Annotated in this window: 26 protein-coding genes and 1 pseudogene; all 27 read left to right on the top strand. The window is 36.4% G+C overall.

Annotated features, from left to right (window positions below; all coding sequences use genetic code 11):
* The first annotated feature begins 1 nt into the window (after position 1).
* Positions 2–829, top strand: a complete 828-nt coding sequence (locus EHW90_RS06745; RefSeq protein ID WP_207667036.1) for an Rpn family recombination-promoting nuclease/putative transposase — start codon at positions 2–4, stop codon at positions 827–829.
* 19 nt (positions 830–848) lie between these two features.
* Positions 849–1,196: a hypothetical protein gene (locus tag EHW90_RS06740; RefSeq protein WP_124952106.1), complete on the top strand. Its 348-nt coding sequence runs from the start codon at positions 849–851 to the stop codon at positions 1,194–1,196.
* A 186-nt stretch (positions 1,197–1,382) separates the two neighbouring features.
* A complete protein-coding gene (locus EHW90_RS06735; RefSeq protein WP_124952105.1) occupies positions 1,383–2,720 on the top strand; it encodes an ankyrin repeat domain-containing protein in 1,338 nt (445 codons plus the stop codon).
* Positions 2,686–3,522, top strand: a complete 837-nt coding sequence (locus tag EHW90_RS06730; RefSeq protein WP_124952104.1) for a radical SAM protein — start codon at positions 2,686–2,688, stop codon at positions 3,520–3,522. Before EHW90_RS06735 ends, EHW90_RS06730 begins: the two co-directional genes overlap by 35 nt.
* Entirely contained in the window at positions 3,513–4,562 is a 1,050-nt protein-coding gene (locus tag EHW90_RS06725; protein WP_124952103.1) for an ATP-binding protein, read from the top strand. Before EHW90_RS06730 ends, EHW90_RS06725 begins: the two co-directional genes overlap by 10 nt.
* Complete coding sequence (locus EHW90_RS06720; protein WP_124952102.1) at positions 4,555–5,058, top strand: phosphoribosyltransferase; 504 nt, start codon at positions 4,555–4,557, stop codon at positions 5,056–5,058. The genes EHW90_RS06725 and EHW90_RS06720 overlap by 8 nt, the downstream gene beginning before the upstream one ends.
* Positions 5,059–5,078: 20 nt before the next feature.
* Entirely contained in the window at positions 5,079–6,020 is a 942-nt protein-coding gene (locus EHW90_RS06715) for an ADP-ribosylglycohydrolase family protein (RefSeq protein ID WP_124952101.1), read from the top strand.
* An 81-nt stretch (positions 6,021–6,101) separates the two neighbouring features.
* Positions 6,102–7,241: an acyltransferase family protein gene (locus EHW90_RS06710; protein WP_124952100.1), complete on the top strand. Its 1,140-nt coding sequence runs from the start codon at positions 6,102–6,104 to the stop codon at positions 7,239–7,241.
* 191 nt (positions 7,242–7,432) lie between these two features.
* The gene (gene pflB, locus EHW90_RS06705; RefSeq protein ID WP_124952099.1) at positions 7,433–9,673 is read left to right on the top strand and encodes a formate C-acetyltransferase; all 2,241 of its coding nucleotides are present in this window, start codon (positions 7,433–7,435) and stop codon (positions 9,671–9,673) included.
* 83 nt (positions 9,674–9,756) lie between these two features.
* A complete protein-coding gene (gene pflA, locus EHW90_RS06700) occupies positions 9,757–10,485 on the top strand; it encodes a pyruvate formate-lyase-activating protein (RefSeq protein WP_124952098.1) in 729 nt (242 codons plus the stop codon).
* A 353-nt stretch (positions 10,486–10,838) separates the two neighbouring features.
* Positions 10,839–11,837, top strand: coding sequence for a PDDEXK nuclease domain-containing protein (locus EHW90_RS06690; protein WP_124952652.1), 999 nt, complete (start codon positions 10,839–10,841; stop codon positions 11,835–11,837).
* A gap of 191 nt (positions 11,838–12,028) precedes the next feature.
* A pseudogene (locus EHW90_RS13800) lies at positions 12,029–12,169 on the top strand (helix-turn-helix transcriptional regulator); the annotation flags it as partial.
* A 21-nt stretch (positions 12,170–12,190) separates the two neighbouring features.
* The gene (locus EHW90_RS13475; RefSeq protein ID WP_243113929.1) at positions 12,191–12,562 is read left to right on the top strand and encodes a hypothetical protein; all 372 of its coding nucleotides are present in this window, start codon (positions 12,191–12,193) and stop codon (positions 12,560–12,562) included.
* Positions 12,559–12,669, top strand: a complete 111-nt coding sequence (locus EHW90_RS13870) for a DUF1697 domain-containing protein (protein ID WP_408610018.1) — start codon at positions 12,559–12,561, stop codon at positions 12,667–12,669. The genes EHW90_RS13475 and EHW90_RS13870 overlap by 4 nt, the downstream gene beginning before the upstream one ends.
* On the top strand, positions 12,656–12,892 hold the full coding sequence (locus EHW90_RS06680; protein ID WP_330507749.1) for a hypothetical protein: 237 nt from the start codon (positions 12,656–12,658) through the stop codon (positions 12,890–12,892). Before EHW90_RS13870 ends, EHW90_RS06680 begins: the two co-directional genes overlap by 14 nt.
* 217 nt (positions 12,893–13,109) lie before the next feature.
* Entirely contained in the window at positions 13,110–13,988 is an 879-nt protein-coding gene (locus EHW90_RS06675) for a YicC/YloC family endoribonuclease (protein WP_124952097.1), read from the top strand.
* Positions 13,989–13,995: 7 nt separating this feature from the next.
* A complete protein-coding gene (gmk, locus tag EHW90_RS06670) occupies positions 13,996–14,628 on the top strand; it encodes a guanylate kinase (protein WP_124952096.1) in 633 nt (210 codons plus the stop codon).
* A complete protein-coding gene (gene rpoZ / locus EHW90_RS06665) occupies positions 14,629–14,874 on the top strand; it encodes a DNA-directed RNA polymerase subunit omega (RefSeq protein ID WP_008751277.1) in 246 nt (81 codons plus the stop codon). It begins immediately after the preceding gene.
* A 61-nt stretch (positions 14,875–14,935) separates the two neighbouring features.
* Positions 14,936–16,258, top strand: a complete 1,323-nt coding sequence (gene rimO, locus EHW90_RS06660) for a 30S ribosomal protein S12 methylthiotransferase RimO (RefSeq protein ID WP_124952095.1) — start codon at positions 14,936–14,938, stop codon at positions 16,256–16,258.
* The gene (pgsA, locus tag EHW90_RS06655) at positions 16,255–16,794 is read left to right on the top strand and encodes a CDP-diacylglycerol--glycerol-3-phosphate 3-phosphatidyltransferase (protein ID WP_060932167.1); all 540 of its coding nucleotides are present in this window, start codon (positions 16,255–16,257) and stop codon (positions 16,792–16,794) included. Before rimO ends, pgsA begins: the two co-directional genes overlap by 4 nt.
* Before the next feature lie 22 nt (positions 16,795–16,816).
* On the top strand, positions 16,817–17,545 hold the full coding sequence (locus EHW90_RS06650; protein ID WP_124952094.1) for a nicotinamide-nucleotide amidohydrolase family protein: 729 nt from the start codon (positions 16,817–16,819) through the stop codon (positions 17,543–17,545).
* Between the two features lie 24 nt (positions 17,546–17,569).
* The gene (locus EHW90_RS06645; RefSeq protein WP_124952093.1) at positions 17,570–17,881 is read left to right on the top strand and encodes a hypothetical protein; all 312 of its coding nucleotides are present in this window, start codon (positions 17,570–17,572) and stop codon (positions 17,879–17,881) included.
* Positions 17,878–18,762 carry a DUF2953 domain-containing protein gene (locus tag EHW90_RS06640; protein WP_124952092.1) on the top strand — a complete coding sequence of 295 codons (885 nt, stop codon included), beginning with the start codon at positions 17,878–17,880 and terminating at the stop codon, positions 18,760–18,762. The genes EHW90_RS06645 and EHW90_RS06640 overlap by 4 nt, the downstream gene beginning before the upstream one ends.
* Positions 18,763–18,793: 31 nt before the next feature.
* Positions 18,794–19,135: an arsenate reductase family protein gene (locus tag EHW90_RS06635; protein ID WP_124952091.1), complete on the top strand. Its 342-nt coding sequence runs from the start codon at positions 18,794–18,796 to the stop codon at positions 19,133–19,135.
* Positions 19,135–19,764, top strand: a complete 630-nt coding sequence (locus EHW90_RS06630; RefSeq protein WP_207667035.1) for a cyclodeaminase/cyclohydrolase family protein — start codon at positions 19,135–19,137, stop codon at positions 19,762–19,764. The genes EHW90_RS06635 and EHW90_RS06630 overlap by 1 nt, the downstream gene beginning before the upstream one ends.
* Positions 19,761–20,594, top strand: coding sequence for a bifunctional 5,10-methylenetetrahydrofolate dehydrogenase/5,10-methenyltetrahydrofolate cyclohydrolase (locus tag EHW90_RS06625; protein ID WP_124952089.1), 834 nt, complete (start codon positions 19,761–19,763; stop codon positions 20,592–20,594). Before EHW90_RS06630 ends, EHW90_RS06625 begins: the two co-directional genes overlap by 4 nt.
* Before the next feature lie 110 nt (positions 20,595–20,704).
* Positions 20,705–21,298, top strand: a complete 594-nt coding sequence (locus EHW90_RS06620) for a helix-hairpin-helix domain-containing protein (protein WP_124952088.1) — start codon at positions 20,705–20,707, stop codon at positions 21,296–21,298.
* The last annotated feature ends 5 nt before the right edge of the window (positions 21,299–21,303 follow it).

The raw sequence follows: 21,303 nt of genomic DNA, 5'->3' as shown, positions 1-21,303 counted from the left end.
GATGCAGGTTGTGGGGAAGAAAAGGAGAAATATGGATTATAGGAGAGTCATAGAGAAACTAAACCCTATTGATGATATATTTTTTAGGAAAATGGCAGAAAATAAAAGCTTTTGTGAGGAGATACTTAGAGAGTTTTTAGAAGATCCCGGACTTGAAGTATTAGAAAATCATGCACAACACTCAATAACAAGTATCGAAAGAAGATCGGTAATTCTTGATGCTTTATGTAGGCTAAAAGACGGTAGGGTTATAAATGTAGAGATACAAAATGATGATAATGTGAACCATCAAAAGAGAGTGAGATATTACAGCAGTATGCTCACTACTAACATGATTGAAAAAGGTGTCAGTTTTAATGAATTACCGGATATATGCATAATATATGTATGTAACTTTGATATCTTTAATAAAAATAGAGTAAAATATGAAATAAAAAGGGTTGTAGACGGTTTTGATATAGAACTTGACAACGGATTAAGAGAAATATATATTTGTGCTAATATAAGAGATGGAAGCAGTTTATCGGAACTAATGAGAGTTTTTACAGAAGATGACAGCTATAGCAGGAATTTTCCGATAGTATCTGATATAAAGTATAGATTGAAGTATTCAGAGGAGGGAGAAGATATGTCAGAAGTACTGAAGCAATTATATGAAGAAGGCAGAGAAGAAGGTAGAGAAGAAGGCAGAAAGCAAGGTATACAAAAGGGATTTATCAGTGCCTTAATATCTTTAGTAAAGGACGGTATACTAAGTATAGCCGATGCGGCAAGCAGGGCAAATATGAGTGTGGAAAGCTTTGAAAAGTATATGCGAAGCATGAAATAGAAATTATAAGGAGGAATATATGAACGAAAGTATAGTAAAGGCGGTAAAGGAAATGATAGAGGCACCAAGCTGTTGTCCGGAGCTTGAAACAGCAGGTGAAATCTGGCTTGAGTCACTCGGTACGGATGCACAGGAAGCCGCTACAAAGGCATTGATAGCGGAAGCAAAGATGGATATATGTACAATAGACAGCGTGTATAACTTTTTTGTATCCGATGAAGGTAAGAAGGCGTTCGGTGAAGAAAAGGCAAATGAGCTTGCAGAACATGCAAAAGAGGTAAAAGCGGCAGGCGGAGAGTACTGTGACTGCGGTGCCTGTGCAGGTGCAAAGTTTATAACGGAACATGAGAGTGAAATGTATAATTAGATTAAAGGCATAGTAAAAGCCGTTGGAATCAATGAAAAGATTGGTTTTAACGGCTTTTTTAATGGGAAAAGTCTGTATAAGAGTCTTGTGTCGTTGCAATATACTCTGATTTGTTGCATTATCGCTTAAGAATATTGAAGACATACTGAGAAATAATATAATAACGATATAAAGAAAGGAGTATAAATGACAGAGAAGAAAAAAGAAATCCCTTTTTTATGCTTGAGGATGAAAGAACTCAGAGAAGAATATAAATGCAGCTTGGATGATATGGTAAAAAAGATACAAAACTATGAAGGTACATTAGTAGAAAAATCTTCTTTATCCCGTGCGGAAAACGGCAAAACACGTGAAAATACCTTAAAAGATTATGCAATAAGATATTGTAAGGCTTTTTGTATGTCGGATGAACAGATAAAGCAGTTCTTAAGGGGAGAAAAGACGGTTGTAGTGGACACCTCGGCAATACTTAAGAATATTCAACTGATAGATGAACTGAATGAGGAATATGACAAGGTTATTATACCTAAAGTTGTGGTAAATGAATTGAACAGTATAAAGGATTATAAATCATCATTATGTAAAAAGGCTTGGGAGGTACTTAGAGGTATAAGTTACGGAGACAAGATTGTGTCAATGGAGTATACGGGTAAAAATAAAAATATTAAAAATGATGAAAAGATTATATATATCGCAAACGAGGCTTCAAAAAAGTATCATACAAAAGTTGACATTATAACGGATGACATTGATTATTCGGTATACTTAAAGAATAATGAGAATATAGCGGCATTACATTTGGGTAAATATATAGCAACAAAACAACCGATAAGAGATACGGGAAGGCTTGACAATATAAAAGATTTTTTTGCGGATACTTATGAAAGCCTTGAAAGGATTGGCAAAGATGAAGTAAATGCCTATATGAGTGACGGAAATACATTGATTATTTCTACTGTAAGAGCAACATCAAAACCTATGAATCAAAGAAAGGAAAAAATAAGGTGGTTGATATCATTGGGAGGTGATGTAAATAAAAGAGATAATGCACGGAGATACTTCCCTCCGCTTTCACATGCAATACAGGTAAAAGACTATGAGATGTTTGGATTTCTGTTGGTTGAATGTAGAGCAAATCCGAATGTAGGCAGCAAAAATCCATATAGCGGCGAGAAACTAAGGCAAAAGAATGAAGGAAATATGCCTTTGATGATAGCGGCATGGCATGGAATGACGGAATTTGTAAAATTATTATGTGAAGATGAGAGAACAAGCCTTAATCAACAGGATGCAAACGGATTTAGTGCATTGATGAAAGCCTGTATGAACGGATACTTTAGAGACGGTAAAGATATAAGAAAAGTTTTGCTTGAAGCAGGTGCAGATACAAAGCTTGTAGATATGAGCGGCAGGTCCTATATTGATTGGATGAATGAATACAGGAAAAACGGACCTATGTTAAAAGATTACGGAAAGAGCAAAAGGTATAATGCAAATAGACAGAGTATGTATTTCAATAAATAACAGATGCAATTTAAGCTGCAAATATTGTCATTTTCATGAGAAAAAAGATGTTATTAAAAACGACACAATGGATGTGTTTGAAATTTTAGACAATATAATCACATATATTGAAAGTAAGGATATTAAACTGTTTAAAATCGGATTTGTAGGCAACGGGGAGCCGCTGCTTGAATATAATGATCTTAAAGAATATATATTACATATTTCCGGTTATATAAAGCGGGGAAAAATTATGGCATATTCTATTACAAACGGACTTTTGTTAAATGAAGATATGATAAGGTTCTTTGCTAAAAACAATGTAAATCTCGGCTTTTCGATAGACGGAACAGAAAAAATACATGATATGTATCGCTGTAATACACATGGAAAGGTTCTTGAGAAGATAGAACTTTATAAGCGGATTACAGGAAATTATCCGAGTATGAACTGTACCGTAGGAAAGGAAGTTATAAAAGAAGAGGATGCCACTATAAAATTCTTTGAAAAGTTTGATAACAGAATCACATTTTCAAGGATGATCGGGAAATACGGTATTTCTTTAGAAGAGTTCAACCGCTTTTTAGATAATGCACAGAAAAGCTTGAATGTGCGCAGAGGGGGCTATGACTGTACAATGTATGGAGGCATGTGCGGAGCCGGAATCAACAATTTCTTCTTTGCAAACGGCAAGGTATTTCTATGTGGAAACTGTGTTGATTTGGAACCTGTAGCAAAAAGTGATATTAAAATAAATGAACTTGAAAAAATACATTTGGACTTTGACAGAGAAAAATGTTATAAGGAGATGATATGCGATTAGGCTTATACGGGCTGCCTGCTGCAGGTAAGACCTATATTTTAGACAGAATAAAGGGGATTAAAGTCCTTCACGGAAGCGAGATGCTTTTTGATATTAACAAAGATTTTCATCATATGGATGAGAAGTGTAAAAAAGCTGTAAGAAAAGAATTGGCAAATATTTTGCTTAAAGAAGACAATTTCATTATGGACGGGCATTATTCATTCGGAGACAATGTGGTATTTACAAAAGAAGACGGTAAGCTTTATGATGCATTTTTATATTTATATATTGAACCGAAAGTATTAAGGTCAAGAATGGAGAAATCTTCCAAAAACGGTAAGTATCTGAAATTTGATATAAAAAAATGGCAGAATACTGAAATAGAAAACTTAAGAGAGTATTGCCATGAGCATAATAAGGATTTTTATGTCATTGACAATCAGGATTTGGGATATTTTGATGATATAAATACAGTATTAAAGTTTGTATACGCTGTTTCAAAAGGGTTCAGCTGTGTAAATTTTGCAAAAGAGGTGGCAAATGATATTTTATCAATGTCGGACGTTACAGATATTACACTTACAGACGGTGACAGGACATTGATAAGAGAAGATTCAAGTTCTTTGATCGGATATAAAACACATATATTTGACGGAAATTTTTATACAGGTTTTCAAAGCTTTTTACATCATAAAAATATGATTAAATATATAAACACTTCTAAGAAAACGGAAATACCAGATATTACATATAATGAATTTGTACTTAAATATATGGATAACGGATTTATATTGACGTCCGGACAGCCTGATATATGGAAAAATATTTCGGAAAAAATAAAAAGACCGGTATTTTTTGGAAATCAAATGTCGGCAGACACAAAGTTTTTTATTGCAAAATTTTTACAAGGTAATAGAAAAGTGAGAGCTTTCGGAGACAGTATGAATGATTACTTTATGTTAAAGAGGGCTGACGAGGCATTTCTTATAGCCAAACCGACAGGGGAGATTAGCAGCTCCTTAAAAAACAGAAATTTGGAGGGAATACAGATTGTTTGAAATAAAAAGGGATGAGAGAATAGAGAAGCTTATTGCAATTACAAAGTCGGATTCGGGTATAAGCGGACCGGAACTTGCAAAGGCTCATGTAGAATTGGGTATGGCGCTTGGAGAACAAATAAAGGAGCAGTTTTCACATGATACTACGGTCGTGGCGATACTTAGAGGCGGTATATTTATGGCTATGGGATTATATTACGCTTTAGGGTGCAGGTTTGATGTTTATGATCCTAAGAAGGATAAGTTTATCCGCCCGAAGACAAAGAATATAATACTGGTGGATTCAGTAATAAATACAGGTAAAACTATAGAAGAGATATACGGTCCGGACATCAGTGTGGCTTGTTGTGTAATCAATGAAAATGCGGTGGAAAAGTTTAAAGACAGGCTTTATACTGTACGTGTATCAAAAAACTCATATGTAGGCAGTAATACCAAGGTACAAAAGGGTAACAGAGGGCCTGATACTACTATGAGACTTTTTAATCAGATATAGTATAGAGACTAGGGGGATAAATGAATAATATTCGGAAATCGGGAATATACGGTCTTATTATCGGAGACGCGATGGGAGTACCTGTTGAATTCGGCACAAGAGAGGAAAGAGAGAAAAACCCTATAAAAGATATGACAGGATACGGAACATATAATCAGCCTGAAGGCACATGGTCTGATGACAGCAGTATGGCACTTGCAACTCTTGCAAGTATTAAGGATAAAGGAAAGATTGATTATAAGGATATTATGGACAGATTTCATGATTGGTGTATGTACGGAGAATACACACCTTTTGGTGAAGTCTTTGATATAGGAATAGCGACTTCAAGAGCTGTAATGAAATACAGTAACGGGGCAGGGCCTTTAGAGTCGGGAGGAAAAACGGAGTGGGATAACGGTAACGGTTCGCTTATGAGAATATTGCCGGTATGCTTATATCTTTTTGAACAGCAAAAAAGCTTAAATATATCGGATGATGAAGTTATAGATATTGCACATAATTGTTCAGCTTTGACACATGCACATATAAGAAGCCAATTAGCCTGTGGTATATATTATTTTTTGGTAAGGTCTGTTTTGGGAGAATGTGGAGAATTGACAGAAAGACTGCAGATAGGAATAGATAATGCATTTGAGTATTACGGTAAAAATAATGAAAACGAGCTTGGAAGCTATAACAGACTTATTTCACTCTCACAATTTAAAAATATACCGAAAGAACTGATAAAGAGTACCGGATATGTTGTATACACACTTGAAGCAGCCATATGGTGTCTGATAAATACCTCATCTTATAAGGATGCTGTTTTAAAAGCTGTAAACTTAGGGGATGATACAGACACTGTAGCAGCCGTAACAGGTGGGCTTGCAGGACTATACTATACTTATGATAAAATACCTGCAAGTTGGAAAGCCAAGGTGCAAAAAAAGGATTGGATTGACAGCTTGTTAAAAGCGTAAGCATGATAAGCTTGCGCTTTTTTATCATTATGTAGTAATATAGCTACTTAAGGTAGTTGATTGTAGAAAAGGAAGCTGTTTATGTGTACTAATGGTAACAGTTACAATAGTAGAATAGAAACCCTTGATATATACAAAGGTTTGCTTATATTCCTTGTAGTGTGGGGGCATTTTATGATGCCTTTAATAGACAGGGAATATCCGGTGGCAAGAAGGCTGTTTTTGCTTATTTACAGTTTTCATATGCCGGCGTTTATATTCCTGTCGGGTTATTTTTATTACGGTTCGTGGAAGAAAAGAGGTATAGTATTTAAGTCGATTTGTTCTTGGATAGTACTTTATTGTGTAATGAAGCTGATGCTTAATTGCAGTGATATATTATTTTACGGTGAGAAAAAGCTTATACCGAACTTTTTACATGAGTCATATGCACCTTGGTATATTTTGGTAATGATTATTTTCAAATTGTTGCTGCTGCCGATAGAATTTATTCAAAAGATAAATAAAAAAGATACTGAAACGAATAATCAAAATATTATGAAAGGTAAGGCAGATATGCCAAAAGAGCTTTTTAGTGACGGTATAAGCATATATTTAATGTTTTTAATTGTATTAAGTGCCTGCCTTTCAATGTTAAATATGCCTTGGCAGGAGAAAGTAGGAGACTTTTTGGCTTTGGACAGGGTGGTATCTTTTGCACCCTTCTTTTATATGGGAATGCTTTATAAAAAGTACCTTTCATCCGGAAGAGTTTCGGTATTTGAAAAGACAAATAAACCTCTTTTCATTACAGGTGCGGTTTTTGTCGGAACATTTATTATATTTTTTTCTATTATAGGACCGTATACCAGAATGTTTTACGGAACGTGGGGATATATATTGGTATATGAAAATATGGCAAGTATATTTAAGGGTGTTTTAAATCCGCTTAGAGTAGTATTCATTCCATATGCACTATGTATTGCATATTTTTTCTTTGTTTTGATAAACAAAAAGGAATTCTTTTTGACACCTTTTTTGAAAAAATTCGGAGTATACAGCTTGCCGATATATGTTTTTCATAGACCGATAAGAGATGCTTTTTCTTACTATGTATTGAATAAAGTAAGCTTTGGAAGATTTGAAGAAGAGATACTGATTATTATAATGGCTATACTCTCATTTGTCTGTTGCTACGTATTGGGAAACAGATTTACAGACAGGGTATGCAGGCCTTTTTAATAATTGAATGTATGTAATAATGTATATATATGAGAACAATTCATACCATTACAGTATGAATTGTTTTTTATTGTGAACATGAGAAAATTTTAACAAATATCACTTGAATTTGAAATTGATTGGTGATATTATCAGGGCATAGCGAGGTTAGTAAAGCCTAACTAATTGTTTTTATTTAAAAGGAGGTACTTATGTGCTGGGAAGGTTTTAAAGGAAGAAAATGGCGTGACGATGTAGATGTCCGTGATTTTATACAAAATAATTATACAATATACGATGGAGACGAAAGTTTCCTTGCAGGTCCTACAGATGCTACAAATAAGCTTTGGGCTGAACTTTCAAAGCTTCAAAAGGAAGAGAGGGCCAAGGGCGGAGTTTTGGATATGGAGACCGAAGTGGTTTCCACCATTACATCATACGGTCCGGGATATATAAATGAGAGTATGAAGGATCTTGAAAAGGTGGTCGGACTTCAGACAGATAAGCCTTTAAAGAGAGCGTTTATGCCTTTTGGCGGAATCAAGATGGCTGAGCAGGCGGCAAGTACCTACGGATATCAGACTAACGAGAAATTTCATAAGATATTTACTGAGTATCACAGAACACATAATCAGGCTGTGTTTGAGGCTTATACACCTGAAATGCATGCTGCCAGACATAATAAAATAATCACAGGGCTTCCTGATACCTACGGTAGAGGAAGAATAGTAGGAGACTACAGAAGAGTTGCACTCTACGGAATAGATTTTCTTATAGCAAAAAAGCAGGAAGACCTAGCTAATTGCGGTGACGGTACAATGCTTGACGAGGTAATCCGCCAAAGAGACGAACTTGGAATGCAGATAAATGCACTTAAAGAGATGAAGGAAATGGCGTCGGCTTACGGATATGATATTTCAAAGCCTGCAAAGGATGCGAAAGAGGCTGTGCAGTGGTTATACTTCGGATACCTTGCCGCGATAAAGACACAAAACGGTGCCGCAATGAGTGTCGGAAGAATATCAACATTTCTTGATATTTATATTGAAAGGGATTTGAAGGCGGGAAAGCTTACTGAGAGTGAAGCACAGGAGCTTATAGACCACCTTGTAATGAAGTTTAGGATGGTAAAGTTTGCAAGAATACCTTCATATAATCAGCTTTTCTCAGGTGATCCTGTTTGGGCGACACTTGAGGTGGCAGGTATAGGTATAGACGGCAGATCAATGGTCACAAAGAATGATTTCAGATTCTTACATACACTTGAAAATATGGGACCTTCACCTGAGCCGAACCTTACAGTGCTTTATTCAAGCAGACTTCCGAAATCATTTAAGGAGTATGCATCGGCTATTTCTATAAGGACAAGTTCGGTACAGTATGAAAATGATGATGTAATGCGTCCTGTATGGGGTGACGACTATTCTATATGCTGCTGTGTATCGGCTACAGAGACAGGTAAGGAAATGCAGTTCTTCGGAGCCAGAGCAAACCTTGCAAAGTGCCTTTTATATGCTGTCAACGGAGGTGTGGATGCAAAGACAAAAGAGCAGGTCGGACCTGCATACAGACCTATAACATCCGAGTATCTTGACTATGATGAGGTAATGGAAAAGTATGATGTGATGATGGACTGGCTTGCAGGACTTTATGTAAATACATTGAACCTTATACAGTATATGCATGATAAGTATTATTATGAGGCTGCCGAGATGGCGCTTATAGATACTGATGTCAGAAGAACTTTTGCAACAGGTATTGCAGGATTTTCACATGTAGTAGATTCACTTTGTGCAATCAAATATGCCAAGGTAAAGACAATACGTGATGAAAACGGAATAGTGGTTGACTATGAGACAACAGGTGATTTCCCAAGATACGGAAATGATGATGACAGAGCCGATGATATTGCGGTATGGCTTTTAAAGACTTTCCTCAAAAAGGTTAAGAAAAGACATACATACAGAAATTCGGAAGCGACAACATCCATACTTACAATTACTTCAAATGTAGTATACGGTAAGGCAACAGGAAGCATGCCTGACGGAAGAAAGGCGGGAGAGCCTCTGGCTCCCGGAGCAAATCCAAGCTACGGTGCAGAAAAAAACGGCCTTTTGGCTTCACTTAATTCACTTACAAAGTTGCCGTATGAGTATGCACTTGACGGTATTTCAAATACTCAGACTATCAACCCGTCAGCTCTCGGACATGGTGAGGATGAACAAAAGAAAAACCTTACTCAGGTAATGGACGGATATTTTGATCAGGGTGCACATCACCTCAATGTAAATGTATTCGGTACTGAAAAACTTATAGATGCTATGGAACATCCTGAGAAGGAGGAGTATGCAAACTTCACAATCAGAGTTTCAGGATATGCTGTTAAGTTTATTGACCTTACAAGAGAACAGCAGCTTGATGTTATTGCCAGAACATGCCATGACAGGCTGTAAGATATAAACTGATAATATTGCTTTTACAGTGATAAACGGCTATGTGAAGTTTCTTTACATAGCCGTTTGTTTTTGGAGGAATTATGGAAGTAAGAGGAAATATACATTCATTTGAAACATTCGGACTTGTGGACGGACCGGGAGTAAGATTTGTAGTATTTGTACAGGGTTGCCCTATGAGATGTCAGTTCTGTCACAATCCGGATACTTGGTCTACCAAGGAAAATCAAAGTTTCAGTGCAAAAGAGGTCTTTGACAAGGCCATAAGGTACAGGCCGTACTGGAAGGATAACGGCGGAATTACTGTAAGCGGCGGTGAACCGCTTTTGCAGATAGATTTTGTGACGGAACTTTTTAAGCTTTGTAAGGAAAACGGTGTGAATACCTGCCTTGATACTGCCGGAGGACCGTTTAGCAAGGATTATAATTTTTTTGAAAAGTTTAAAATATTGATGCAATATACAGATCTTATTATGCTTGATATAAAGGAAATAAACAAAGAGAGACATGAGGTGCTTACAGGTTTGAAAAATGACCATATCTTGGAAATGGCAAAGACTATGGATGAAATGGGAAAAAAGATGTGGATACGTCATGTATTGGTGCCGGAGAGAAGTGATTATGATGAGGACCTTAAAAAACTGAGAGAGTTTATTGATACATTAAAAAATGTAGAAAAGGTGGAGGTATTACCTTATCATACTCTCGGTAAGCATAAGTGGGATAATCTTGGAATTTTGTATAAGCTTGAGGGTATTGACCCGCCTACAAAGGAAAGAGTGGAGAATGCAAACAGGATATTGAAGGGGTAGGAGTAGTATAGTATAATAGAAGACAATGGGGACGTTTTTCAAATAAAAGTTTTTTAGTATTCTATGTATCGGTTTTTCAGGTTGTTAACAGTGTATGATATAATAAAGAGGTGAGTATGAAATCCAAGAATCAAAAGTATCCAAAGTAATATGTATAGTTGCTGCTATTTTGTTAGTTCATGCGGCAAGAAGGCAAAAAAGCAGCTTAATGAAAGCCGACGATGTTTCCACCGTTGGATGAGCAAAAGTTCAGCAATTTGATAGGAGACTATACCAAGGGCAGGGATACGGGAAATCAACGCATTATTGTAAAAAATACAGATTGCATTGAAAGCGAGGTGAAACGAGTGTTAATGAATTCGTCGGAGTATATCTCCATTGTTGAAAATATCAAGCGAGAGATAAAAGCTGCACAGTATCGTGCTGTGATTCATGCAAATGTGGATATGCTCTTGCTTTACCATGATATTGGTTGTGTTATTAATGAGCATAAATTGTGGGGAAACAGATTCATTGATAACCTGGCTACCGATATAAGAATAGATTTTCCGGAGAGCAAGGGATATTCTGTTCGCAATCTAAAGTATATGGCAAAATTTGCCGAGACCTATCCCAATCGTGAATTTGTGCAGACAGTGTCTGCACAAATTCCATGGTCTCATAATATTGCTATTATCGAAAAGGTTAAAGATCCGGAGCAACGCATATGGTATATTCAAAAAACAGCCGAAAATGGATGGTCTCATAATGTTTTGATTCATCAAATCGAAAGCGGACTATATCAGCGGCAGGTGCTGGTCGATAAGGTTTCTAATTTTGAGAGCCGCTTGCCATCACCGCAAAGTGAGTTGGCAGCGCAGACCATGAAAGATCCGTATGTGTTCGACTTTATCCCATTCCGTGATGAGATGCTGGAAAGAGATATTGAGCAGGCGCTTGTTCGCGATGTTACGAAGCTTTTGCTGGAACTTGGAACAGGATTTGCATTTTTAGGCAATCAGTACCATCTTAATGTTGGTGGAGATGATTTTTACATTGACCTATTGTTTTATAATCTGAACCTGCGGTGTTATGTAGTTATCGAGTTGAAGGCCGGAGATTTCAAACCGGAATATGCCGGCCAGCTGAACTTCTACCTGTCTGCAGTAGATGGAATCCTAAAGAAAGCGGAAGATAATCCATCAATCGGCTTACTGCTCTGCAAGAGCAAGAATAATTTGGTTGCGGAATACTCTCTAAAGGACATTTCTAAGCCGATTGGCGTAAGTGAATATAAAGTTACCAGCAGTCTACCGGATGCCCTGGAAGAGCAGTTGCCGTCGGTTGAAGATATTCTAAAGAGAATCAAGTAAATAGTGCAAGTTACGCTTGCACTGTTTAGAAAACGAAAACATAACAAGGTAAAAGGATTTTGACAAGCAAATGCCTAAGATTGTAAAGACTATTTGATAGAAAAGAAACAACATCTCCAATACTATTTTCATGAAAGGAGGTATGAATTTTGGAACTTGGTAAAAAAATTAAATATTAAAGAAATGAGAAATCACTCACTCAGGATAATCTTGCGGAAAGAATATTTGTTTCAAGACAAACTATTTCCAATTGGGAGAATGACAAAAGTTATCCGGACATTAGCAGCATTATCTTATTGAGTGAAGTCTTGGAAGTATCTGTTGATAATTTAATTAAAGGAGATGTTGAGCAGATGAAGGTTGAAATTAATTCAGAAGAAGTTAAGAAGACGAAGTTGTATTCTCTAATGATGCTAATTTTATTCTTGTTATCAGTGGGAGCACTTTTCCCACTACTTAAATTCATCGGGTTTTATGCCATTATTCCCTGTTTTGGCTTGTGGCTGAGTGCAATGATTTTTGCAATCAAAATAGAGCAAATCAAGAAAAATCATAATATTCAAAGCTATAAGGAAATTGTGGCATTTACAGAAGGCAAAAGATTAGATGAATTAAAGCAAATAGAAGAAAATGCAAAGCGCCCATATCAAAAAATTCTATCGGTACTGTTTACGGTGTTCATCACTGTATTCATTTGCGGATTTATGTATATTATCTTTAGATGACATTTGCGGTAAAAGGAGGCAGTTTATTGCAATATATACTTTTCCTTCGAGACGTCAATGTGGGCGGTAAGAATAAAGTTTCTATGGAGGAATGTGGCAATGTGTGAGGCATTGGATAAAATAGAGGAAATCGGAGTTAAAAAGGGCATTTTGATCGGTAGGGAAGAAGGTAGAGAAGAAGGCAGGATACTTGGTGTAGAGCAAGGTGAAGATATAGTGTCTAAACTAAGCGGTATTTTGGCAAGAGAAGGAAATATAGAAAAGATTCTTAAGGCAAGCGAAGATAGGGAGTACAGAAAAGTATTGTTGAGAGAGTATAAGCTTATATAGTTGCTTAAATTTGTGATATGCAAAATCTTTAATAATTATATCTGTTTTTAAAAAGATAGGGTTTGAAAAAATCCTGTCTTTTTCTATTTCAATGATGAATACCGGAAATAAACTTTTCACCCTATGAAATAAATAAGTTTGTCCCCCTTCCTTGACTTGACCGAAATAAAAAAGTATAATCAAATGCAAATGTCATAAACTGAATGGAGATGAAACATTGATAAAGAGTATGACAGGCTTTGGAAGAGCCGAAGAGATAACTGATGATTATAAATTGTCTGTAGAGATTAAGTCTGTGAACCACAGATATCTGGATTTGAATATAAAAATGCCGAGAAGATTTTTTCCCTTTGAAGCTGAGATAAGAAATATTATAAAAAAATATGTCTCAAGGGGAAAAGTGGACCTTTTTATAAATTATCTGGATTTTAAGGACAAGGCAAGCGGAGTATATCTGAATAAAAATATTGTAAAGAAATACCTTGATATAGGATTGGAACTTTGTAAAGAGTATAAAATAGTTGATGATTTGAAAGTGTCACATCTTTTAAATCTTCCCGATGTTATCAGTATTGATGAACCTAAGCTTGATGAGGACAAGGTAAAGAGTCAACTCTTTAAAGTATTGGAAGAGGCTTGTAAAGTGTTCTTAGGTACCAGAGAGTCGGAGGGTGAGAAACTCTTTACAGATATAAATTCAAAGCTTGAGCTTTTGACAGATACCGCAGATAATATCAAGGAAAGATATCCGCAAGTTTTGGAAGAGTATAAGAGTAAGCTTACCTTAAAGGTAAATGAGCTTTTGAGCGGAGCAAGTATTGAGGAGAACAGAATCGCAACGGAGGTGACTTTGTTTGCAGATAAGATATGTGTAGATGAGGAAGTTGTAAGACTTTTCAGCCATATAAAGGCTATGAATGATGAAATGAAATTGGATACCGGTATAGGTAGAAAACTTGATTTCCTTGCTCAGGAGATGAACAGAGAAGCCAACACCATTCTTTCTAAATCTACAGACCTAAATATAGCTAACTATGCTATAATACTTAAAACAGAAATAGAGAAAATAAGAGAACAAATTCAAAACATAGAATAGAGGGAGTATGGCTGACGGAATATTAGTTGTTGTATCAGGTTTTTCAGGTTCAGGGAAAGGTACTCTGATGAAAAAACTTATGTCAGAATATGATAATTATGCCTTGTCGATTTCTGCCACTACAAGGTCTCCCAGAAAAGGAGAAAAAGAAGGCAGAGAGTATTTTTTTAGAAGCAAAGAAGAGTTTGAAAAACTTATTTCAGGTGATGAGCTTATAGAGTATGCAATGTTTTGTAATAACTACTACGGAACACCGAGGGATTATGTTTTAGAGCAAAGAAAGAGCGGAAAAAATGTTATACTTGAGATAGAGGTGCAGGGAGCACTGAAGGTCAAGGAAAACTATCCTGATGCAATGCTTATTTTTATAACTCCGCCTGATGCAAATACCCTAAAGGACAGGCTTGTTAACCGCGGAACCGAATGTGAGAAAGATATAAAGGCGAGACTGAAGCAGGCCGCTTGGGAAGCGGGTTGTATGAGTAAGTATGACTATATACTTATAAATGACGACTTGGAAAGAGCGGTTAGAGAATTAAATCATATCATTGAGAGCCACGGTAACTTAAAAGTGGACAGCAAAGATTTTATAGAAAAGATAGAAAAAGACTTAAAGACAATGTTTTTGGAGGAAAAATAAATGTTACACCCATCATATAGTGAACTTATCAATGTTGCAAACTCAGATGTAGATCCGGGAGAGGCACCTGTAGTACAGAGCAGATATTCAATAGTTATTGCCAGTGCAAAGAGAGCCAGACAAATCATTGACGGTGAGATACCTGAGGTGAAGGCTGACGGTAAGAAGCCTCTTTCTATTGCCGTTGAGGAGCTGTTTGAGCAAAAAGTCAGAATAACAAACGATGATCCTAATAACGAAGCTTAAGAATCATTTTAATGTGCCATCATTTTCATGATGGCTTTTTATTAGTTTTTGAAAGGTTTTTATGAAAATGTCTATGGTGTCACTTGGATGTGACAAAAATACGGTTGACTCGGAGATGATGCTGGGTCTGATGAACGAAAAAGGTTTTGAATATACAGATATTGACGAAGAAGCTGAGGTAATGATAATAAATACCTGCGGCTTTATACAGTCTGCAAAGGAAGAGAGTATCAATGCTATTCTTGAAGCCGCAAGACTGAAAGAAGAAGGTAATCTTAAGGCACTTATAGTTACAGGATGTCTCGCACAAAGATATAAGGATGAGATAATAAAAGAGATTCCTGAGGTGGACGCACTGCTTGGTACTTCAAGTTTTGATAAGATTGTTGAAACTGTGGAAGATGTGCTTGGCGGTGAGATAAAGAATGAGTTTTTGGATCTTGACAGATTGCCGTCAATTTCAAAAAAGAGAAAAAATTCTACAGGCGGATACTATGCATATCTAAAGATTGCAGAAGGATGTAATAAGAATTGTACCTACTGTATTATACCTTCACTTAGAGGTAATTACAGAAGTTATCCGCTTGAGGACCTTATAACACAGGCAAAGGATCTTGCTTCACAAGGCATCAAGGAGCTTATTTTGGTTGCACAGGAGACTACTTTATATGGAGTCGACCTCTACAAAGAGAAGACTTTGCCGAAGCTTTTAAAGGAACTTGACAAGATAGACGGTATCGAGTGGATAAGAATACTTTATTGCTATCCTGAAGAGATTACAGATGAACTGATAGATGTGATAGCAAAAGAGGATAAGGTATGTAAATATCTGGATATTCCGATACAGCACGCTTCCGACAATATACTCAGAAGAATGGCAAGAAGAACTACACATGACGACTTGGTAAATATTATAGGTAAGCTTAGAAAAAATATACCGGATATTACTCTTAGAACCACAATTATAGCAGGTTTTCCGGGTGAAACTGAGGAAGATGTCAATACTGTAGTTGATTTTATAAAGCAGATGAAATTTGAAAGACTGGGAGTCTTTACATACAGTGAAGAGGAAGATACCGTTGCGGCAGGGTTTGACAATCAGATAGATGAGGATGAAAAGGAAGCCAGAAGAGACAGAATAATGAGAGTTCAGCAGGAAATCTCACAAAAAAATCTTGAAGAAAAGATAGGAAAGACATTCAAGGTACTTATTGAAGGCAAACTTCCCGAAGAGAATGTATATTTAGGAAGAACATATATGGATGTGCCGGGAGTGGACGGATATGTGTTTGTAAACACTGACAGAGAGTATATGTCCGGAGATTTTTGTGATGTGCTTATCACAGGCTCATCAGAGTATGATTTGATAGGAGATGCATTATGAATTTGCCTAACAAACTGACAGTTTTGAGAGTATTATTGATACCGTTTTTTGTGGCAAGCCTGTTATATAAAGGCGGTGAGGATTACAACTTCAGGATTGTCGCCTTGATTATATTTGCAGTTGCGGCGATTACAGACACTCTGGACGGCATGATTGCAAGAAAGTATAATCTTATTACAGACTTCGGTAAGTTTATGGATCCTCTGGCGGACAAGGTACTTGTATGTTCGGGACTTATTTGCTTTGTGGAACTTAGACAGTTGAGTTCTGTAGTAGTGCTGATAGTTATAGCAAGAGAGTTTATTATAAGCGGTATCAGGCTTGTAGCATCGGATAACGGTGTTGTTATAGCGGCCGCAATGTCAGGCAAGTTAAAGACTGTTGTGCAGATGATTACCGTTATTTTACTTATTATCAATTTGCCGCAGCTAAGTATTGTAACAAATATTTTTATTGTACTGATGCTTTTCCTTACAGTATTTTCACTATGTGAGTATATTATTAAGAATAAGAGTGTTATAATGAGCAGTAAATAGATGTATTTATAAAGGAGACAAAATGGATACAATTACAAGAAATAAAACGATAAAACTCATTGGAATAACTGAAAAGGAAATAAGAGCCGATATTTCAGACTTAATGGACAATGAAGATTTGGATATTGAAATAAAGCCTTTTGATTCTAAAACTTATATAATACTTACAGCAGATGCCGATACCGAAGATGAGGCAAAGGACATTATAAGACCTGTTTCAAAAGAAATAAAGAAAAGACTTCGAAACTATATTTATTCTACTAAGGAGAAAAAGTCTCTTGAGATGAGTGTGGTAAGTTTGCTTGAAAAGAATGAACTTACCATATCTACCGCCGAGTCGTGTACAGGCGGACTTTTGGCAGGAAGGATAATAAATGTTCCGGGAGTGTCTGATGTATACAAAGAGGGATTCATTACATATACAAACAAGGCCAAAAGAAAAACTTTGGGAGTAAATAAGGCAACACTGAAAAAATACGGTGCCGTAAGTGCTCAGACTGCAAGAGAGATGGCACTTGGTGCGGCTCTTGAAGCGGACAGTGATGTAAGTATATCGGTAACAGGCATTGCCGGACCTGACGGAGGTACTGCACAAAAACCTGTAGGATTGGTGTATATCGGAGTATGTGTAAAGAACAATGTCCATGTAGAAGAGTTCAGATTCACAGGCGACAGAGCAAATGTCAGGGAGCAGACCGTTATCTCTGCACTGGGATTGCTTAGAAAGTGCATTTTGGAGTATTTTTCTTAGGGACTTTATTTAAGTGAGGTATATATGGTATTTTCAAAAAATTTATATCTGTCTTCGGATATAAAGAATGACTATAGAAAATATGTGAGATCCTTAAAGTTTAATAAAACCTCTTTTTTATTACATCTGGTTGTATTTCTTGAAGGAGAAGACAAGCTTACACTGGTGCATAATGCCGTTTTTTTAAACAACTATAAGGATACAAATGTTTATATAGTCGGTCTTGCTTTAGGCAAGAAATCCGGAATCGAGCTTATTTCAAAGATAGTTGAAGATACCTATAAAACAAGAGGTGATTTTGAATATCACAGTTTTTTAAAATTGGAGGAAGGATGATAGGCGTATTACTTACTATATTAAAAGTTATCGGTATTATCATACTCGCTCTGATTGCCCTCGCACTGCTTATTGTTTTGATGGTGCTTTTTATCCCGGTAAGATATAGGGGCAAGATTTATTTTAAAAAGACACCTGATATAGATTTGAGTGTTACATGGTTTTTCAAATTCCTGAATATCTCACTTAAGTTTAAGGAAGAGCTTGATATAAGTGCCAAGGTGGCTTGGTTTTTTACAGTATTTTCCAACAAGGAAGATTCAAAGGATGAGCAAAAGGTAAAATCTGATAATAAAGATACTTTTGAAAAAGAAACTGAAGAAAAAAGTTTATTAAAGAAAGAAAACAGTGAAGAGAAAAGTGCTTCTTTAAAAGGCGATAATATAAAAAAACATAAAAAAGATACTGAAAACATACTGCCTGTTAAAGCAGATGAGCTTAACAAGCAGGAAAAAAAGCACACAAAGGCTGTAAAAAAAGCCAAAGATAAAAAGAAGGATAATAAGAATAAGAATTTACCTGAAAAAATTTTGGAAAAGGTGAAAGATATTCACTATATTATTACAAATGAAGAAAACAAGCTTATCTTTATGAAGATGCTTGAAAAGACAAAAAAGATTATAGTTCATGTACTGCCTAAAAAAATAGTAGGTTACTTTAAGTTCGGATTTGAGGATCCTTCCGTTACAGGTCAGGTGCTTGAAATTTTGGCTGTATTTTATCCGCTCTATAAGGATGATTTTAAGATTATACCGATGTTTTACGATGAGATTATAGAAGTGGATATTTCATTTAAAGGCAGATTGCGTATTGTTTATGCAGCATATATAGGACTGCTTTTATGGTTAAATAAGAAAAAGATAAAGACAAGACCCAAATAAGGGTCTTTCTTATTAGTATTTTGGAGAAAATATGAACATACAAATATTTGGTACCAATAAGTCTTCAGATACGAAGAAGGCTGTAAGATTTTTTAAAGAGAGAAATATAAAGTTTCAGCTTGTGGATATGAAGGAAAAGGGACTTTCAAAAGGGGAGTTTAATTCAGTTATGCAGGCTGTAGGCGGATTTGAAAATATGCTGGATGAAAAGTGCAAAGACAGTGAGACTTTGACACTGATAAAATATCTTTCACAAGAAGACAAAATCCCTAAGATTTTAGAGAATCAGCAGGTACTTAAACTGCCTATAGTAAGAAATGGTAAAGAAGCGACTGTAGGGTATACACCTGATGTGTGGAAAGGATGGACATAATGAATACAGGAAGTTATAAGATAGATGAATATTTAAAAGAGTTGGCGTCAAAAGCACCTGTGCCCGGTGGAGGCGGTGCAAGTGCCGTTGCAGGTGCATTATCTGCCGCACTGTCAAGTATGGTCTGCAATCTGACTGTAGGAAAAAAAAGCTATATTGCAGTGGAAGATGATGTAAAGAAAATACTTGAGAGTATGAATTCTCATATAAAGAGCTTTATAAAGCTGGCCGATAAGGATGCAGAGGTCTTTTATCCGCTTTCACAAGCTTACGGTTTTAAGCCTAAGGATGAAATAGAGAGGGCGGAGCATGAAAAGAACATGGAAAAGCTTTTATACGATGCAGCCATGGCGCCGCTTGAGGTTATGAAAGAAGCGGGAGAGATGTTGTCGGACATTGAGTTTTTGGCCAAAAACGGCTCAAAGCTTGCAGTTTCCGATGCCGGAGTGGCTGTAAGTTTGCTTAGAAGTGCAGTAAGCGGAGCTATGATGAATGTGATTATAAACTTAAAATATATGAAAGACAGAAAACTTGCCGGAGAGCTTTTGGATGAGGCAAGCGAGTTGCTTGAAAGCACCATGGAAAAGTCCGATATTATATACAGAACAGTTTTGGAGGTACTTTTATGATTTTACTATATGGAGCGGATACTGCAAATGTTATAAAAGAAGAGATTGAAAGTATGAAAAAAAGTTTAAACGGATATACTCCCACTCTCGGCATAGTAAGAATCGGAGCAAATCCTGCAGACCTTTCATATGAGAAGGGTGCAATCAAAAAGATGGAGTCGCTCTCATTGAATACCAAGGTATTTGAGTTTGATGAAAGTATCTCATCGGATGAGTTTTTGGATGAATTTAAAAAGATAAATGCCGATAAAAATATTGACGGAATACTTCTTTTCAGACCTCTTCCAAAGCATATAGATGAAAAAAAGGTAATTGACGCGCTGGATGAAAAAAAGGACCTTGACGGTATTTCATACAAGAATATAGCAAAGATTTTTGCAGGTGAGAAGGAAGGATTTGCACCGTGTACCGCTAAGGCTGTAATGAAGATTATTGAGAGCAATAATATAGAGCTTGAGGGTAAAAATGTTGTTGTAGTGGGTAGAAGCATGGTTATAGGTAAGCCTGTGGCTATGATGGCACTCAGTAAAAATGCTACGGTTACAATCTGCCACTCAAAGACAAAAAATCTGAAAGAAGTCTGTAAAAATGCCGATGTACTGATAGTGGCTGTAGGTAGGGCAAAGATGATAAATGAAGAGTATATAGGAGATAATGCAATTGTCATTGATGTGGGAATCAACTTTGTGGACGGTAAGCTCTGTGGCGATGTGGATTTATCCAATGTAGTCAATGCGGCTATGGCTACACCTGTTCCGAAAGGTGTGGGAGCGGTGACGACATCCGTACTGGCAGAGCATCTTGTGATAGCGGCAAAAAATAAATCTTAAAATTAACAAGTTAAGATATGAAAAGATATCTTAATATTTTAGATACTTGTTTTTAACTTTTAATTTGCTAGAATAGAATTATACTTACATGGCTGTCTGAAAGGAGAGCTGTGAAAAAGATTTTTTTGCTGATGTTTTTATGCTTTTTGCTTACGGCTTGTAAAGATAAAAGCGATATCAAATTTGAAAAAGCGGATATTGAGACCTCAGAAGAAAGCAGTGAAGCTTCTTTAGAGGAGAGTGTGCTTGAGACTGCCGCTACAGAAGAGTATATTGATGTATTTGTTTCGGGCTGTGTGAATAATCCGGATGTGTATACATTAAAGAAGGGTTCCATCATAAATGAAGCTGTCAAGATGGCAGGCGGTTTCAGTGAGGGAGCCTGTAAGGATTATGTAAACCTGGCAAAAAAGCTTGAAGGCGGTGAACATATAGTTATTCCAAGCGTGGATGAGGTTGAGAGTGCAAGCTTTCAAATGCCTGTGGATGAAGCAAAAGATTCACAGGGGGTTGCACTTGTAAATATCAACACCGCGACCAAGGAAGAGCTTATGTGTTTGCCGGGTATAGGAGAGAGAAAGGCCGATTCCATAATAGAATATAGAAAGTCAAAAGCTTTTTCATCCACTGAGGATATAATGAATATATCAGGAATAAAAGAGGCGGCATTTAATAAGATTAAAGATAAGATTTGCATAAATTAGGAGTT

This window comes from Lachnoanaerobaculum orale (assembly GCF_003862485.1).
In the GTDB taxonomy this organism is placed as follows: domain Bacteria; phylum Bacillota; class Clostridia; order Lachnospirales; family Lachnospiraceae; genus Lachnoanaerobaculum; species Lachnoanaerobaculum orale.
This window is presented reverse-complemented; position numbering and strand designations above follow the sequence as displayed.

What these genes read in the sequence shown, in the direction of transcription:
- EHW90_RS06745 (WP_207667036.1), top strand. Translation starts at nt 2, where the DNA reads ATGCAGGTTGTGGGGAAGAAAAGGAGAAATATGGATTATAGGAGAGTC.
- EHW90_RS06740 (WP_124952106.1), top strand. Translation starts at nt 849, where the DNA reads ATGAACGAAAGTATAGTAAAGGCGGTAAAGGAAATGATAGAGGCACCA.
- EHW90_RS06735 (WP_124952105.1), top strand. Translation starts at nt 1,383, where the DNA reads ATGACAGAGAAGAAAAAAGAAATCCCTTTTTTATGCTTGAGGATGAAA.
- EHW90_RS06730 (WP_124952104.1), top strand. Translation starts at nt 2,686, where the DNA reads ATGCAAATAGACAGAGTATGTATTTCAATAAATAACAGATGCAATTTA.
- EHW90_RS06725 (WP_124952103.1), top strand. Translation starts at nt 3,513, where the DNA reads ATGCGATTAGGCTTATACGGGCTGCCTGCTGCAGGTAAGACCTATATT.
- EHW90_RS06715 (WP_124952101.1), top strand. Translation starts at nt 5,079, where the DNA reads ATGAATAATATTCGGAAATCGGGAATATACGGTCTTATTATCGGAGAC.
- EHW90_RS06710 (WP_124952100.1), top strand. Translation starts at nt 6,102, where the DNA reads ATGTGTACTAATGGTAACAGTTACAATAGTAGAATAGAAACCCTTGAT.
- pflB (WP_124952099.1), top strand. Translation starts at nt 7,433, where the DNA reads ATGTGCTGGGAAGGTTTTAAAGGAAGAAAATGGCGTGACGATGTAGAT.
- pflA (WP_124952098.1), top strand. Translation starts at nt 9,757, where the DNA reads ATGGAAGTAAGAGGAAATATACATTCATTTGAAACATTCGGACTTGTG.
- EHW90_RS06690 (WP_124952652.1), top strand. Translation starts at nt 10,839, where the DNA reads ATGAATTCGTCGGAGTATATCTCCATTGTTGAAAATATCAAGCGAGAG.
- EHW90_RS13475 (WP_243113929.1), top strand. Translation starts at nt 12,191, where the DNA reads ATGAAGGTTGAAATTAATTCAGAAGAAGTTAAGAAGACGAAGTTGTAT.
- EHW90_RS13870 (WP_408610018.1), top strand. Translation starts at nt 12,559, where the DNA reads ATGACATTTGCGGTAAAAGGAGGCAGTTTATTGCAATATATACTTTTC.
- gmk (WP_124952096.1), top strand. Translation starts at nt 13,996, where the DNA reads ATGGCTGACGGAATATTAGTTGTTGTATCAGGTTTTTCAGGTTCAGGG.
- rpoZ (WP_008751277.1), top strand. Translation starts at nt 14,629, where the DNA reads ATGTTACACCCATCATATAGTGAACTTATCAATGTTGCAAACTCAGAT.
- rimO (WP_124952095.1), top strand. Translation starts at nt 14,936, where the DNA reads ATGAAAATGTCTATGGTGTCACTTGGATGTGACAAAAATACGGTTGAC.
- pgsA (WP_060932167.1), top strand. Translation starts at nt 16,255, where the DNA reads ATGAATTTGCCTAACAAACTGACAGTTTTGAGAGTATTATTGATACCG.
- EHW90_RS06650 (WP_124952094.1), top strand. Translation starts at nt 16,817, where the DNA reads ATGGATACAATTACAAGAAATAAAACGATAAAACTCATTGGAATAACT.
- EHW90_RS06645 (WP_124952093.1), top strand. Translation starts at nt 17,570, where the DNA reads ATGGTATTTTCAAAAAATTTATATCTGTCTTCGGATATAAAGAATGAC.
- EHW90_RS06640 (WP_124952092.1), top strand. Translation starts at nt 17,878, where the DNA reads ATGATAGGCGTATTACTTACTATATTAAAAGTTATCGGTATTATCATA.
- EHW90_RS06635 (WP_124952091.1), top strand. Translation starts at nt 18,794, where the DNA reads ATGAACATACAAATATTTGGTACCAATAAGTCTTCAGATACGAAGAAG.
- EHW90_RS06630 (WP_207667035.1), top strand. Translation starts at nt 19,135, where the DNA reads ATGAATACAGGAAGTTATAAGATAGATGAATATTTAAAAGAGTTGGCG.
- EHW90_RS06625 (WP_124952089.1), top strand. Translation starts at nt 19,761, where the DNA reads ATGATTTTACTATATGGAGCGGATACTGCAAATGTTATAAAAGAAGAG.